Annotated in this window: 16 protein-coding genes; 9 read left to right on the forward strand and 7 right to left on the reverse strand. The window is 43.9% G+C overall.

The window, feature by feature from the left end; genetic code table 11:
* Positions 1–121: 121 nt before the first annotated feature.
* Both AB6E78_RS05705 and AB6E78_RS05710 read right to left on the reverse strand, forming a co-directional pair.
* Positions 122–307, reverse strand: coding sequence for a hypothetical protein (locus tag AB6E78_RS05705; RefSeq protein WP_372153739.1), 186 nt, complete (start codon positions 305–307; stop codon positions 122–124).
* A gap of 10 nt (positions 308–317) precedes the next feature.
* Positions 318–509 (reverse strand): AlpA family transcriptional regulator, encoded by a 192-nt coding sequence (locus AB6E78_RS05710; RefSeq protein WP_210467281.1) that lies wholly within the window; start codon positions 507–509, stop codon positions 318–320.
* A gap of 117 nt (positions 510–626) precedes the next feature.
* Between AB6E78_RS05710 and AB6E78_RS05715 the strand changes: the two genes are divergently transcribed.
* Positions 627–1568 (forward strand): hypothetical protein, encoded by a 942-nt coding sequence (locus tag AB6E78_RS05715; protein WP_372132725.1) that lies wholly within the window; start codon positions 627–629, stop codon positions 1566–1568.
* A gap of 5 nt (positions 1569–1573) precedes the next feature.
* Here the strand turns inward: AB6E78_RS05715 and AB6E78_RS05720 are convergent, their stop codons facing one another.
* Both AB6E78_RS05720 and AB6E78_RS05725 read right to left on the reverse strand, forming a co-directional pair.
* Entirely contained in the window at positions 1574–2785 is a 1212-nt protein-coding gene (locus AB6E78_RS05720) for a site-specific integrase (protein WP_210467279.1), read from the reverse strand.
* 179 nt (positions 2786–2964) lie between these two features.
* Positions 2965–3831, reverse strand: a complete 867-nt coding sequence (locus tag AB6E78_RS05725; protein WP_017063084.1) for a YicC/YloC family endoribonuclease — start codon at positions 3829–3831, stop codon at positions 2965–2967.
* 248 nt (positions 3832–4079) lie between these two features.
* On the opposite strand from AB6E78_RS05725, the gene rph reads away from it, so the two are divergent.
* Positions 4080–4796: a ribonuclease PH gene (gene rph / locus AB6E78_RS05730; protein WP_372132728.1), complete on the forward strand. Its 717-nt coding sequence runs from the start codon at positions 4080–4082 to the stop codon at positions 4794–4796.
* Positions 4797–4902: 106 nt separating this feature from the next.
* A complete protein-coding gene (gene pyrE / locus AB6E78_RS05735) occupies positions 4903–5544 on the forward strand; it encodes an orotate phosphoribosyltransferase (RefSeq protein WP_017059267.1) in 642 nt (213 codons plus the stop codon).
* 77 nt (positions 5545–5621) lie between these two features.
* On the opposite strand, the gene lpxL is transcribed toward pyrE, so the two are convergent.
* The 3 genes from lpxL to coaBC all read right to left on the reverse strand — a co-directional run bounded on the left by lpxL (position 5622) and on the right by coaBC (position 8613).
* Positions 5622–6602 carry an LpxL/LpxP family Kdo(2)-lipid IV(A) lauroyl/palmitoleoyl acyltransferase gene (gene lpxL, locus AB6E78_RS05740; RefSeq protein WP_017063085.1) on the reverse strand — a complete coding sequence of 327 codons (981 nt, stop codon included), beginning with the start codon at positions 6600–6602 and terminating at the stop codon, positions 5622–5624.
* A 39-nt stretch (positions 6603–6641) separates the two neighbouring features.
* Complete coding sequence (gene slmA, locus AB6E78_RS05745) at positions 6642–7232, reverse strand: nucleoid occlusion factor SlmA (protein WP_004741428.1); 591 nt, start codon at positions 7230–7232, stop codon at positions 6642–6644.
* A gap of 139 nt (positions 7233–7371) precedes the next feature.
* The gene (gene coaBC, locus AB6E78_RS05750; protein ID WP_017063087.1) at positions 7372–8613 is read right to left on the reverse strand and encodes a bifunctional phosphopantothenoylcysteine decarboxylase/phosphopantothenate--cysteine ligase CoaBC; all 1242 of its coding nucleotides are present in this window, start codon (positions 8611–8613) and stop codon (positions 7372–7374) included.
* Between the two features lie 224 nt (positions 8614–8837).
* Between coaBC and radC the strand changes: the two genes are divergently transcribed.
* From radC to AB6E78_RS05780, 6 genes are all read left to right on the forward strand, one after another.
* Positions 8838–9512 carry a DNA repair protein RadC gene (gene radC / locus AB6E78_RS05755; RefSeq protein WP_372132731.1) on the forward strand — a complete coding sequence of 225 codons (675 nt, stop codon included), beginning with the start codon at positions 8838–8840 and terminating at the stop codon, positions 9510–9512.
* A 291-nt stretch (positions 9513–9803) separates the two neighbouring features.
* Complete coding sequence (gene rpmB / locus AB6E78_RS05760) at positions 9804–10040, forward strand: 50S ribosomal protein L28 (protein ID WP_004728407.1); 237 nt, start codon at positions 9804–9806, stop codon at positions 10038–10040.
* Between the two features lie 13 nt (positions 10041–10053).
* Positions 10054–10221 (forward strand): 50S ribosomal protein L33, encoded by a 168-nt coding sequence (gene rpmG / locus AB6E78_RS05765; RefSeq protein ID WP_002535344.1) that lies wholly within the window; start codon positions 10054–10056, stop codon positions 10219–10221.
* A gap of 204 nt (positions 10222–10425) precedes the next feature.
* A complete protein-coding gene (locus AB6E78_RS05770) occupies positions 10426–10950 on the forward strand; it encodes a hypothetical protein (RefSeq protein ID WP_032546317.1) in 525 nt (174 codons plus the stop codon).
* A gap of 2 nt (positions 10951–10952) precedes the next feature.
* Positions 10953–11762 (forward strand): bifunctional DNA-formamidopyrimidine glycosylase/DNA-(apurinic or apyrimidinic site) lyase, encoded by an 810-nt coding sequence (gene mutM / locus AB6E78_RS05775; RefSeq protein ID WP_017063089.1) that lies wholly within the window; start codon positions 10953–10955, stop codon positions 11760–11762.
* Between the two features lie 91 nt (positions 11763–11853).
* Positions 11854–12858 carry an NAD-dependent epimerase gene (locus AB6E78_RS05780; RefSeq protein WP_017063090.1) on the forward strand — a complete coding sequence of 335 codons (1005 nt, stop codon included), beginning with the start codon at positions 11854–11856 and terminating at the stop codon, positions 12856–12858.
* Positions 12859–12960: the final 102 nt, after the last annotated feature.

Consider the following 12960-nt stretch of genomic DNA (forward strand, 5'->3'; position numbering starts at 1 on the left):
TTAGCCTTGGCATCTTTTGTTGTGGTTTTGAAATCATTTCTGAAATCTGCCCAAGGCTTTGCATTTTCTGGCTTAAAGTACTTTTGGCTTTGAATTTGGTTTCATTACCAATGAATAGGGTCTAAAACTCATCATCTATTTCAGGATCGTGAATCGAAATCCCATTAGGACGTTTTTTATAACCTTCTCGTCGTGCTTTTATAACTTCAATTTCCCCTTTTATGTTTTTCCACATAGGAGGAAGGAAAAGCATTTTTACGATGGGTGTGAAACTTAATTTTTTTTGTTGGTAATGATTTTTTCGCATCATGTGTTCCTCATTGTTTATCTAACCAGTCGTTAATGTCTTTTGTTCGCCATCCTAAAATTTTATTTCCGGTATATATTCCTGATGGAAATCTAGCATTGGGATTTTGTCTCAATCGATCTAGTGTTGATGGGCTTATGTTGAGCGCCTGACAGACTTGTTTTCTGCGCAAAAGTAGTGGGGTGAGTTGCTGCTGATTCATTTTGTATCCTCAGGTTATTGAATACGTTCTATGATATGGTTTGAAGGCATCTGAGTATTGGCACTAGCTGAATTAATGAGCTGGGTTGAAATTTACAGGGTATTGTGGTAAGTGATTATGATAAATAAGATAAGAACAATTTTCTGGACACATAAAGTTTTGGAGTTAGATGGCCTTGAAGGCATCTTGAAAAATGGTAAGAGCTTTGAAGAAAAGCTTAAAAAATCTCTCGATGGTAGATATAGAGAAGCAGATCCATCTTTTGAAAATCCGGATATGTTTGATGCAGTAATGAAGTCTTTTTTTGATAAAGCTTCGTGGAAAAAGTATCTATCGGGAGATTCGATACCTAAATATAGTGAAGACGGAAAACTCTTTACCAACCCTGAGGCTGATCAGAAACACCCATATATTGTAAACATTGTTGAAGAACTGTTTCCTGAAATTAAAGGGCTATTTAAAAGTGGTCCTTATGGTTTAATTTCTGTTCTTGAATGCAATAATGCTGAGGATGCACTGGAGCAATATGAACTTAGCTTTGATAAGTTTGTAAAAGCTACTGGGTACACTAAAAAAGCTTTTCATGTTAATAGAATCGGACCAAACATAGAAGATGTTGAGCATATTGATTATGTTATAACGTGGGATGATACTAAGGCGAGGATGACGAAGGAACCTTATCATTACGTCAACATCCTAAATAAGTTTCTACCTGATATTGAAGTTGCACAAATCTGGAATAAAGAGAATGAGTTTTCATTATTTTTACATGTTATTTCAGGGTATGTTGAAGCTCGATTCTTGAAAGACATCCCTCATATTTATTCTAATACTCCTGGGATTGATGCCAGTCGATTAGCATCTATCACAATCAAGGATTATGAAAAGGGAGCTGAGTCAGGAATACTGTATTTTGAAAGACAGTATGGAATAGATAGAAAGGTCTGGTTTGATCCAATCCTATTTTTATCTGAACAAAATGTATTCGAAGTGGCGAGAAAGAACACACTTGCAGTTTCAAAAGAAGTATTCTCCGAGCTTGATTCTTTTGTTTTTTAAATCATTTACGGGCTCTCATTTGGTGCTAGAAGCATATGAGGGATGAGTTTCAGACTAAGTTTCTCATAAGCATCTCTTCGTTGTTCTAAGTAATCATGTACATCATAAGTTCCTTCTATCTTGGGGAGCTTATGATTCAAACACCTTTCTGCTATGTGCGGAAGAATGTGGCAACTGGCTAGCAAGGTTCTGAAGGTACGACGAAGGTCATGTACTGTGAAGTGTTCTACATCAACACTGTCTTGTGATAGTAGTTTGTTGAGAGCTGCGTTTAATGTATCTGGTGAGATATGGCCAAACCTTTTCGATGAGCGTCGTTTGGGGAATACATACTCACTATCGGCTGCTCTAACTTTTAACTCCGAAAAAATATCCCAAATTGCTAGAGGGATAGGAATTGATATTGGAATTGAATTTTTTGTTCTATCTTCAGGGATGTGCCATAGCTTCTCTTCAAAGTCGAATTCATCCCACTTCGCCGCTATTAGCTCTCCCTTTCTAACTCCAAGAAGTAAGAGCAAGCAACATGCTAAGTAATTTTCACGAACAAAAATATCATTGTGTGACTTTATCGCTTGGAAAAGCGATGTAATTTCATTAATTGATAATACCCGCTTCCGAGATTTTTCTTCACCGCCAGCATCGTTTATATCAAACGCAGATGCAGGGTTATACTGTACTAAACCCATCTTAATAGCATGATTGAAGAGCTGATTTAGATAGCTTAAAGCGTCATTTGAAATGGAAGGGCGCCCATCGTCGTTAATAGACCTAATGATTTGAGCAATATCGCGAGGTTCCACCTTACATACTGCCATATTACCGATGTATGGCGCTATGTCTTTACGGTAAACCCTTTCTGGAATCTGTGGATTCTTGATTCTCTTTTTTTTGATTGATAACCAATCTTCCGCAAGTTGATCTACGCTATCAAACTCTAGTCTATCTGGGCGTCTTTTTTCTACTTGTGGGTCGTTCCCTTGCTCAACTTCAAACTTTAAATCAATGATTTGTTTTTGTGCTTCGGTCATTTTTATCCCAAAAGGAGGGACGCCATACTTTGCAATCGTATGCTCTTTTCTTTTCCCTTGAAAGGTGTAACGAAAAGTCCAAAAAGCTGACATTGGGCTTACCACCCGAAAGTAGAGCCCTGTAGATATACGGTGTCGAGCAGGTTTGCCTTTCTTCATTAAGGCTATGAGCTGATTATCTTGCATGGCGGAGACTCAAAGTGGTGACAATGAGTTTACACTATCATGCAAACTCGATTTTTGTCACCAATTTGTCACCATTAATTTGATGTTAACAGATGCTCTATGAGTACGTCTGATTATTTCGTTTTTACTAACTGTTTGTTTTTAATGACATCTGGTTCTTCGTGAGTGAGTTTGATTTTCTACTCAATGTTCTGGATCTGCTCACGCATCTGTTCGATAAGAACCTTAAGCTCTACGCCTGATGCTGTGATATCTGTGCTGATAGACTTAGACGCTAGCGTGTTTGACTCACGGTTGAACTCTTGCATCATGAAGTCTAGCTTACGGCCACAAGCGCCACCTTTCTTCAGTACTGCATTTGCTTCTTTCACGTGAGAATCTAGACGGTCTAGCTCTTCTGCTACGTCTGACTTCTGCGCAAGTAGGATAAGCTCTTGCTCAACACGAGAACCTTCCAGTTCGATTTTCGCATCTTCAAATTTGGTAAGAAGACGCTCACGTTGCCACTCTAGGATCTCAGGCATGCGTGCACGAACTTTCACTACTTCTTCAGTGATTGCATCTAAGCGCTGTACGATTAGCGCCTTCATGTTCTCACCTTCACGAGCACGAGCATCAATGAACTCTGCGATAGCATCGTTGAATGCTTCAAGTAGGTCTTTGTTGATGGCATCCATGTCTTGCTCTGGCGTTTCCATCACACCAGGCCAGTTCATGACTTGGAATGGGTTCAAACGGCTCTCTTCGCCAGTCATCGTCATTACTTGGTTCGCCGCATTGATTACTTGCTGAGCCAAACCTTCGTTAATGCTTAGTTCGCCCTTTGCAGCAGGGTTTGCTTCAAAGCGTAGGTTACATTCAACCTTACCGCGCGCTAGACGCTTACGGAAACGCTCACGCAAGATTGGCTCTAAACCACGGAACTGTTCAGGCATACGGAAGTAAGTTTCTAGGTAGCGTTGGTTTACACTACGGATTTCCCATACTGCGCTGCCCCAATCGCCTTTTACTTCTTTGCGTGCGTACGCGGTCATACTATAAATCATCGAATTTTCCTGTCTTTTATCATTCTGAAAATAACGCGCACGCATAGTATCACGATATGGTGTGCTCTCGAAGCCTGTCGCTTTTCACTGTAAATAGCCTTTCGTGATAAATAGCTTTGAACGGTAAATAGATTTGCACGATAAACTGCTATATAATCTTGCCCCAATCAAAACTGTCTCACCCCTTTCTTAGGTGATGCACTCTTTCGATAGTAAATCACTTCAGACTGTTAATAAGGTAGATACCAATGCGTCCAAATGACCGCGCTGTAGATCAAATTCGTCCAATTAAAATTACTCGTAACTACACAGCTTATGCTGAAGGTTCTGTATTAGTTGAGTTCGGCAACACTAAAGTTCTATGTAATGCGACGGTAGAAGAAAACGTACCGCGTTGGTTGAAAGGTCAAGGTAAGGGTTGGGTTACAGCTGAATACGGCATGCTGCCACGTGCAACGCACACTCGTAACCGTCGTGAAGCGGCGAGCGGTAAGCAAGGCGGTCGTACGATGGAAATCCAACGTTTGATCGCGCGCAGCCTACGTGCTGTTGTTGACCTGAAAGTAATGGGTGAAATCATGATCACTGTCGATTGTGATGTTATCCAAGCAGACGGCGGTACACGTACTGCTTCTATCTCAGGTGCAAGCGTAGCAATGGCTGATGCTATCAACAGCCTACTAGCAAGCGGTAAACTGAAAAAGAACCCAATGAAAGGCCACGTAGCGGCTGTTTCAGTGGGCATCGTTGGTGCACAAGCACTGTGTGACCTTGAGTACGTTGAAGACTCAGCGGCAGATACCGACATGAACGTTGTAATGACGGAAGACGGTAAGATGATTGAGATTCAAGGCACCGCAGAAGGCGAACCGTTCAGCCATGAAGAGCTGATGCAGCTTTTAACCCTGGCGAATAAGGGCATTGCCGATATCGTCGAAGCGCAGAAAGCTGCGTTGGCCGACTAATCATTTTTAATAGCTCCCATTTGGGGGCTATTTTTTTGTCTGTAAAACTCGAAAGAGTAGTGCAGAGCGTAAGTTAAGTTTTATTGAATAAACGTAGAGGAAAAACATGAAAGCATATCAACGTGAATTTATTGAATTTGCACTAGAGAAAGAAGTACTTAAGTTTGGTGAGTTTACTTTAAAGTCTGGCCGCAAGAGCCCTTACTTCTTCAATGCTGGATTGTTTAATACAGGTCGTGACCTAGCGCGCTTAGGTCGCTTCTACGCAGCAGCATTGGCTGATTCTGGCATTGAGTTTGATGTACTATTTGGCCCTGCATACAAGGGTATCCCAATTGCAACGACGACAGCGGTTGCACTGGCAGATCACCACGATGTAGACACGCCCTACTGCTTCAACCGCAAAGAAGCGAAAAACCACGGTGAAGGTGGCAACCTTGTCGGTAGCGCGCTTGAAGGTCGCATTATGTTAGTGGACGACGTGATCACTGCAGGTACTGCGATTCGTGAGTCGATGGAAATCATCCAAGCAAATGGCGCTGATTTAGCGGGCGTGCTTGTTGCTATCGACCGTCAAGAGAAGGGCAAAGGCGAACTGTCTGCGATTCAAGAAGTTGAGCGTGACTTCGGTTGTGCGATTATCTCAATCGTTAGCCTGACTGACTTGGTGACTTTCCTTGAAGAGAAAGGCACAGACGCAGCACACCTAGAGTCAGTAAAAGCATACCGCGCTCAATACGGCATCTAATACTACTCGTAATTAGACTATAGAATGCACAAGGGGCTGATGATTCATCAGCCCCTTTCCTTTTGGTTCAGTATTCATTATTTATAACGAATGCCGCGCTCCACTTCTGGGTCTTCCATGGTCTTAAAGCGCTTGTGCAGCCACATCCACTGTTCTGGTGCTCTTAAGATAATCTTCTCAAGGTAGCGGTTCATGTAGGCGGCAGCCGCTTTCTCATCTTTCTGTGGATAGTCATCTTCAATTGATTCATCGGCCATGATCTCATATTTGCCATCGGCATTTCTAAAACCAGACCCCGGAACAAGTGCACATCGGCTCGTATAAGCCAGAATACTAGTGCCTGTTGTGGTACACGCATCTTCTACTGCGAAGAAAGGCACAAACACAGACTTGTTACGACCGTAATCATGATCCGGTAGGTAGAAAAGGATCTCACCTTGACGCAGGATTCGAATCATACGCTTCACGTCTTTACGGTGAATCAGGCGGTTGCCGTTTTGAGTACGACCACGGTATTGAATGAATTCATAAGCCGGATTGTTGTGCGGGCGATAAACACCTAAACCAGAAATACCTAATACAGCCATTGCTCGCGCAGTGATCTCTAGGTTTAAGGCATGCACACAGCATAGAAGAACACCTTTACCGTTAGCTTTGTGCGTACGCAGTGTTTGGGTGTCTTTATCTACTAGGATGCGCTTGAAGCGCCACGTAGGCCAAAACCAGGTAATGCCGGTTTCGATGAGTGCCATACCTGTGTTCTTAAAGTTCTCACTGACCATTGCCGCGACTTCATCTGCTGGCTTGTCTGGGAAGGCGAGCTCCAAGTTACGTGTTGCTACCGCGACGCGCTTTTTACCATAGCGAGCACCCAAAGAGCCTAACGATCGGCCTAACAGCAGTAAGAGGCGATAAGGGAGAACGTTAACAATAAGCGCCAATAACCCAAAACCAAACCATACACCCCAATATTTAGGGTGAAGTAGAGCTAGAGTAAAAGGCGGCTTAGTAATCACGTGTTGTGCTGTGCCGTTTGCTGAAGAAGTTTTCGTCGTCATAACCATCACTTAAGATTTGATTGCCACTTAATTTGATTGCTACTTAATCTGAGCGCTTAGCAGTGCCCAATAAGCATCAAAGTTTTCTGTTGGTTGATATTTGAAGTCTGAGCGAACAAATCGATTCAAGCTGCCTTCAACTTGACCGAGCAGTTGAGCGGCTAAGATTTTCTCATCAACCGGGAATGATTTCCCTTCACGAAGCTTTCTTTCACGCAGGATCTGGCGAAGTTGCGTCTCAATGCGTTCGAAAAGTTGGTTGATGCGATCACGCAGGCGTTCATTTTCAAACATTAGAGCATGACCAGATAAAATTCGAGTCAGGCCTGGGTTACGTTCTGAGAAAACTAAGATAAGTTGTAGTACTAGGCGTATGCGCTCTAGCGTGTCTTTCTCTTCATCCAGAATACGGTTGATTCGAGACATCAACGCTTCTTCAATGAACTCGATCAGGCCTTCAAACATGCGGGCTTTGCTTGGGAAGTGGCGGTATAACGCAGCTTCAGAAACACCCACTTGCTTGGCCAACTTTACCGTTGTGATACGAGAAGCACCTTCGGTCGATTCCAACATTTGTGCGAGAGCTTGTAGGATTTCTTCACGACGGTTTGATTTTCGAGTACCAGCCATCTATTTACTTCCTTTCCTAAAGATGAGGATTGAGTGAAGAAGGATTATAAACACCATTCAATTCTGTTTCCTAGTTTTGTAAGCCCTAGGTCAACAGAATCGAGAGGTGTCAGCAGATTATCAGAGCAAATTTGTGCGTTTATACATTAATAAGCTGTTGGATCTGATCGAGGATCTGGAAACCAAGTGTGTCTTTGCTTTCCAGTGGCAGAGATTTATCGCCGCCTTTCCAATAAAGGTGCAGCTCATTGCTACTGCTATTGAAGCCTTGGCCTTCAACTGAGACGTCGTTGGCGCAGATCATATCGAGGTTCTTTCTTTCCAGTTTACCGCGTGCGTACTTCTCAACATCTTGAGTTTCTGCTGCGAAGCCGACAGTAAATGGGCGACCTTCGGTCATTGAAGCGACAGAAGCGACAATATCTGGGTTTTTAACCATTTGAATGGTCATGTCGTCTTTACCGTCGACCTTTTTAAGTTTTTGGTCTGCAATGGTCTCAGGGCGGTAATCGGCAACTGCGGCGCAGCTGATGAAAATATCGTGTTGAGAAGCGTTAGCAGTAACGGCATCAAACATCTGTTGTGCGCTGTCGACATCAATACGATTAACTTTATTTGGCGTTGCTAATGAAACAGGGCCGCTGATTAGAGTCACTGTTGCGCCTTGTTTCGCGGCTGCTTCAGCCAGTGCATAGCCCATCTTGCCCGAGCTGTGGTTGGTAATGTAACGCACCGGGTCAATCGCTTCACGAGTCGGGCCTGCAGTAATAAGCACAGAACGGCCAGCAAGTGGCTTAGGTTGGAAGAAGTCTTCACAGCGATGCACGAGCTGCATAGGCTCTAGCATGCGACCCATTCCCACATCACCACACGCTTGTTCGCCAGCCGCCGGTCCCCAAATCTCACAACCACGACGTTTTAGTGTTGCGATGTTCTCTTGAGTGGCAGGGTGGCTGTACATCTGTTGGTTCATTGCCGGAGATACCGCAACTGGCGCATCGGTTGCTAGAACCAAAGTGGTCAGTAGGTCGTTACCCATGCCAGCTGTCATGCGCGCAATCAGATCAGCGGTTGCTGGCGCTAGTAATACCAAATCAGCCCATTTTGCGAGCTCAATGTGCCCCATGGAAGCCTCAGCAGCAGGATCAAGCAAACTATCAGACACTGGCCTTCCAGAGACGGCTTGCATGGTGAGAGGAGTAATGAACTCCTTGGCTGCATTCGTCATCACGACTTGTACTTGTGCTCCACGTTCAATTAAGCGTCGAGTCAGTTCGGCACATTTATACGCAGCGATACCACCACTAATGCCAAGTAGGATTTTTTTCCCAGCCAGGCCTTGTAGGTCAGCGTTATCCAGTTGATTAACCAATGTTTGCATGATTCTGTTCCTTAATTTCTCTGCGACTTACGATATCAGAACAAAGGATTAGTGCCTAGAAGCAGAATTAGAACAGATTTGACGCTCATCAAGTTGGTGTTATCAAACTTATCAATTACACGGTTTTGCTAGTGACTCGTTTCCTTTTATCTCTACCGAAGGATCTCCGATTATGATCTCATTAAGGTGGTGGGTCGTGTTCATGACTAGTGATTAGTTTTTATATGCCAATAGATAAAATGCCTGCCGAATCGATGCCGAGAGAAAAGTTATTGAGTCGAGGGCCTGATTCTTTGAGTGATGCGGAATTGCTCGCGATATTTCTGCGAACAGGGACACAAGGAATGAACGTCTTGGAACTCGCAGACAAGTTGATCAAAGACTTTGGCTCGCTCCGCCATCTCTTTTCAGCAACGCAGGAAGAGTTTTGTGCTCATAAAGGGATGGGGCAGGCCAAGTATGTTCAATTGCAAGCTGTGTTAGAGATGACGCAGCGTTATCTAGCAGAGACTTTATCTCGTGGAGATGCGCTTACTAGCCCAAGTCATACTAAGCTTTATCTCTCGAGCATGTTGCGCGATCGCCAGCGAGAAGCCTTCTATATATTGTTCCTCGATAACCAAAATAGGGTAATAAAGGGCGAGGTGATGTTTGAAGGAACCATCGATGCCGCATCGGTTTACCCGAGGGAAGTGGTTAAACGGTCACTTCATCACAATGCGGCGGCATTAATTTTGGCTCACAACCATCCTTCGGGTGTTGCAGAACCAAGCCAAGCCGATAGGCGGATTACACGTCGATTAACCGATGCACTGGCGCTGGTGGACATACGAATACTCGACCATTTTGTGGTTGGAGATGGCGAAGTTGTCTCTTTTGCAGAGCGTGGATGGATTTGAATCACATTTTAGGTTGTTAGTTGCGTTAAATCTGCTATTATTCCGGCCACATTTTTAGACCTAAAATCAGCTCTGATTACTCAAGCAAGCTGCGCTGCACAAAAAAAGATCACGAAATCCGTAAAAAGGATCTGTTCGGGTCTTGAGCAATGCGTGTCAAGTTAGTATAATGCGCGACCTTTGATAGCCTTGTATGGATTTTCCATAACGGTTTTTACCTTCTATTTTAATTGATAGAGAGGTTCGGCCACCAAGGTTGATATCGAGCTGAAACGATTGGAGAAGACATTCATGTCCCGAGTATGCCAAGTAACTGGTAAGCGTCCAGTAACGGGTAACAACCGTTCACACGCACGCAATGCTACTAAGCGCCGTTTTCTGCCGAACCTACAAACTCATCGTTTCTGGGTAGAGAGCGAAAAACGTTTTGTTAAACTACGTCTAACTGCTAAAGGCATGCGTATCATTGATAAGAAAGGCATCGATGCTGTTCTTGTTGATATCCGTGCACGTGGCGAAAACGTTTAAGAGGAATTAAGCAATGGCTAAAGGCATTCGTGAGAAAATTCGTCTAGTATCTTCTGCAGGTACTGGTCACTTCTACACAACTGATAAGAACAAGCGTAACATGCCAGGCAAATTTGAGATCAAAAAGTTTGATCCAGTAGTTCGCCAACACGTTATGTACAAAGAAGCTAAAATCAAGTAATTGATGCTTTTTTTGCTCTTCTTCAGTAGAAGAAAGAATTGAAAAACCCAGTTTAATCGCTGGGTTTTTTTATATCTACAATTTGAGGAACTCAATTATTTTTGCTTGATATAGCCTCTGATAGATAGAAATCTGTACAACATAGAAAGTATTGCCACTTTCACGATATACTGAATGTTCAATAGGTTAGATGAGCAGAATCAGATGAGATATCGTGGACGCCGGTGGAACAACATACTCATGTTCAGTGTGATCGCTTTTATTGGCGTGTTAAACCTTCCAACATTGATCAAAGCGTACCTTATCGAGCCTGAACCGCAGGTTGATAGCCCTTATCCTTATCTCCTGAACCCAACAGCAAAGCTTCAAGCGTTACACTTTGCTAAGTGGTCTGTCATTCAACAAGATAATCAATGGGTTTACCAGTTCGAAGATACTGACTTTCCTCAAGCCACCAATGCACAAGAGCTGTCACAACGTTGGAAAGAGCTTGTGGGCACGGAAGTCGACTCACAGACCTACACAGACCTTACGCCTCGGTTAAATACACCACACACCATCGAAGTATGGTATCAAGACCAAGAAGAGCCCCAGCGTATTACCTATTATCAATTGCCTGAGTTCTGGTTGTTAAAAAACTGGAATGATCAGTGGTTGGCGGTGTCTATTGAAGAGAGCTACCTGTTTCCAAGCTTTAACGCTAACCACTCCTCTAAATCGGACGACTAACTATGCCTGAATTACCCGAAGTCGAAGTAAGCCGTATGGGGATCTCGCCTCATTTAGTTGGCGAGACCATTAAAACCCTTACTTTTCGCACGCCTAAGCTGCGTTGGGATATCCCACAAGAGTTAAAAGCATTAGAAGGGCAGGTGATTCGCTCTATCTCGCGCCGTGCAAAGTACCTATTGATTGAAACGGATACTGGTACTGCCATTGTTCACCTTGGTATGTCTGGCTCACTACGCGTATTAGATGCTGACTTCCCAGCAGCAAAGCACGATCACGTGGATCTTAAGCTCACTAATGGAAAAGTACTACGCTACAACGATCCACGTCGTTTTGGCGCTTGGCTGTGGTCTGCTCCCGACGAAACACACCCTGTGTTACTCGGTTCTGGCCCTGAACCACTAACCGATGACTTCAACGCTGACTACATTGCTGAGAAAGCAGAAAAGCGTAAAGTGGCCGTCAAGCAGTTCATCATGGACAACAAAGTGGTGGTTGGTGTGGGTAATATCTATGCCAATGAAGCGCTATTTGCTTCACGTATTAGCCCTTTGCGCCCTGCAAGCAAAGTGACAAAACAAGAGTGGGTCTTGTTGACCAAAGAGATCAAACAAGTGCTCGCCACCGCCATTAAACAAGGTGGTACTACGCTAAAAGATTTCGCACAAGCAGATGGCAAACCGGGGTATTTCGCCCAAGAGCTGCAAGTGTATGGGAAAGCGGGTGAAAAGTGCCCAAGCTGTGAAGCATTGATTCAAGAGCTAAAAATCGGACAGCGCAATACGTTTTATTGCGAAGAGTGCCAAGTATAGAAAATCTGAACTCGTGTTCACTTTTTATTGCTAGTCGATAGGCTAGCGAGTGGCTACAATTGTACTAATTATATGAATTGAGAATAGTAGAATGAAATATTTAGTAACTGGCGTTGCTGGTTTTATTGGCTCTGCAGTGTCAGAGCGACTATGTGCGGCAGGGCATGAGGTTGTTGGTATCGATAACCTAAATGACTACTACGAAGTCTCTCTGAAACATGATCGCCTTAAGCGTATCGAGCATGAAAAGCTTACCTTTATCGAGCTGGATCTCGCTGATAGAGAAGGTATCGCTGAGCTTTTCGCACAGCAAAAGTTTGACCGCGTGATTCACTTAGCGGCGCAAGCTGGCGTTCGTTACTCAATTGATAACCCAATGGCGTATGCCGATAGCAACCTTGTCGGTCACTTAGCTATTCTTGAAGGCTGTCGCCATAATAAGGTTGAACACCTCGTTTATGCTTCATCGAGTTCCGTTTATGGCTTGAATCAAAAAATGCCATTCCATACAGCAGACAGTGTTGATCACCCGATTTCACTGTACGCCGCGACTAAGAAGTCGAATGAGTTGATGGCGCATACCTATTCTCATTTATACGACGTACCAACGACAGGTCTTCGCTTCTTTACGGTTTACGGCCCTTGGAGTCGCCCTGATATGGCGATGTTCAAGTTTGCGAATCTAATCGTAGCGGGCAAAGAAATCGACATTTATAACAACGGCGACATGATGCGTGACTTCACTTATATCGATGATATTGTTGAAGGTATTATTCGTGTTCAAGATCGTATTCCAGCCAAGCAACCAGATTGGACCGTTGAGCAAGGGTCACCAGCAACCAGTTCTGCTCCGTATCGCGTGTTTAACATCGGTCACGGCAGCCCGGTTAAATTAATGGACTACATCGAAGCATTAGAAGGTGCTCTAGGTGTTGAAGCGAAAAAGAACTTCATGCCAATGCAGCCTGGTGATGTGTACGCGACTTACGCTGATACGGAAGATTTGTTTGAAGCGGTTGGTTATAAACCTCAAGTGAAGATCCAAGAAGGCGCGAAAGCTTTTGCGGATTGGTATAAAGCTTACTACTCACTATAAGAGTTAGTTTCTCTTATAAAAATAGCGCTCAATGAGCGCTATTTTTTGGTTCATCGCGGATTAGCGGGAACTAAAAACAAAAACGGTAGTAAGTGATATGGT

It is taken from the genome of Vibrio sp. 10N.247.310.98 (genome assembly GCF_041467395.1).
GTDB lineage: Bacteria > Pseudomonadota > Gammaproteobacteria > Enterobacterales > Vibrionaceae > Vibrio > Vibrio crassostreae_C.

What these genes read in the sequence shown, in the direction of transcription:
- radC (WP_372132731.1), top strand. Translation starts at nt 8,838, where the DNA reads ATGCCAATAGATAAAATGCCTGCCGAATCGATGCCGAGAGAAAAGTTA.
- pyrE (WP_017059267.1), top strand. Translation starts at nt 4,903, where the DNA reads ATGAAAGCATATCAACGTGAATTTATTGAATTTGCACTAGAGAAAGAA.
- AB6E78_RS05725 (WP_017063084.1), bottom strand. Translation starts at nt 3,831, where the DNA reads ATGATTTATAGTATGACCGCGTACGCACGCAAAGAAGTAAAAGGCGAT.
- AB6E78_RS05770 (WP_032546317.1), top strand. Translation starts at nt 10,426, where the DNA reads ATGAGATATCGTGGACGCCGGTGGAACAACATACTCATGTTCAGTGTG.
- lpxL (WP_017063085.1), bottom strand. Translation starts at nt 6,602, where the DNA reads ATGACGACGAAAACTTCTTCAGCAAACGGCACAGCACAACACGTGATT.
- rpmG (WP_002535344.1), top strand. Translation starts at nt 10,054, where the DNA reads ATGGCTAAAGGCATTCGTGAGAAAATTCGTCTAGTATCTTCTGCAGGT.
- mutM (WP_017063089.1), top strand. Translation starts at nt 10,953, where the DNA reads ATGCCTGAATTACCCGAAGTCGAAGTAAGCCGTATGGGGATCTCGCCT.
- AB6E78_RS05710 (WP_210467281.1), bottom strand. Translation starts at nt 509, where the DNA reads ATGAATCAGCAGCAACTCACCCCACTACTTTTGCGCAGAAAACAAGTC.
- rph (WP_372132728.1), top strand. Translation starts at nt 4,080, where the DNA reads ATGCGTCCAAATGACCGCGCTGTAGATCAAATTCGTCCAATTAAAATT.
- slmA (WP_004741428.1), bottom strand. Translation starts at nt 7,232, where the DNA reads ATGGCTGGTACTCGAAAATCAAACCGTCGTGAAGAAATCCTACAAGCT.
- AB6E78_RS05780 (WP_017063090.1), top strand. Translation starts at nt 11,854, where the DNA reads ATGAAATATTTAGTAACTGGCGTTGCTGGTTTTATTGGCTCTGCAGTG.
- AB6E78_RS05720 (WP_210467279.1), bottom strand. Translation starts at nt 2,785, where the DNA reads ATGCAAGATAATCAGCTCATAGCCTTAATGAAGAAAGGCAAACCTGCT.
- rpmB (WP_004728407.1), top strand. Translation starts at nt 9,804, where the DNA reads ATGTCCCGAGTATGCCAAGTAACTGGTAAGCGTCCAGTAACGGGTAAC.
- AB6E78_RS05715 (WP_372132725.1), top strand. Translation starts at nt 627, where the DNA reads ATGATAAATAAGATAAGAACAATTTTCTGGACACATAAAGTTTTGGAG.
- coaBC (WP_017063087.1), bottom strand. Translation starts at nt 8,613, where the DNA reads ATGCAAACATTGGTTAATCAACTGGATAACGCTGACCTACAAGGCCTG.
- AB6E78_RS05705 (WP_372153739.1), bottom strand. Translation starts at nt 307, where the DNA reads ATGCGAAAAAATCATTACCAACAAAAAAAATTAAGTTTCACACCCATC.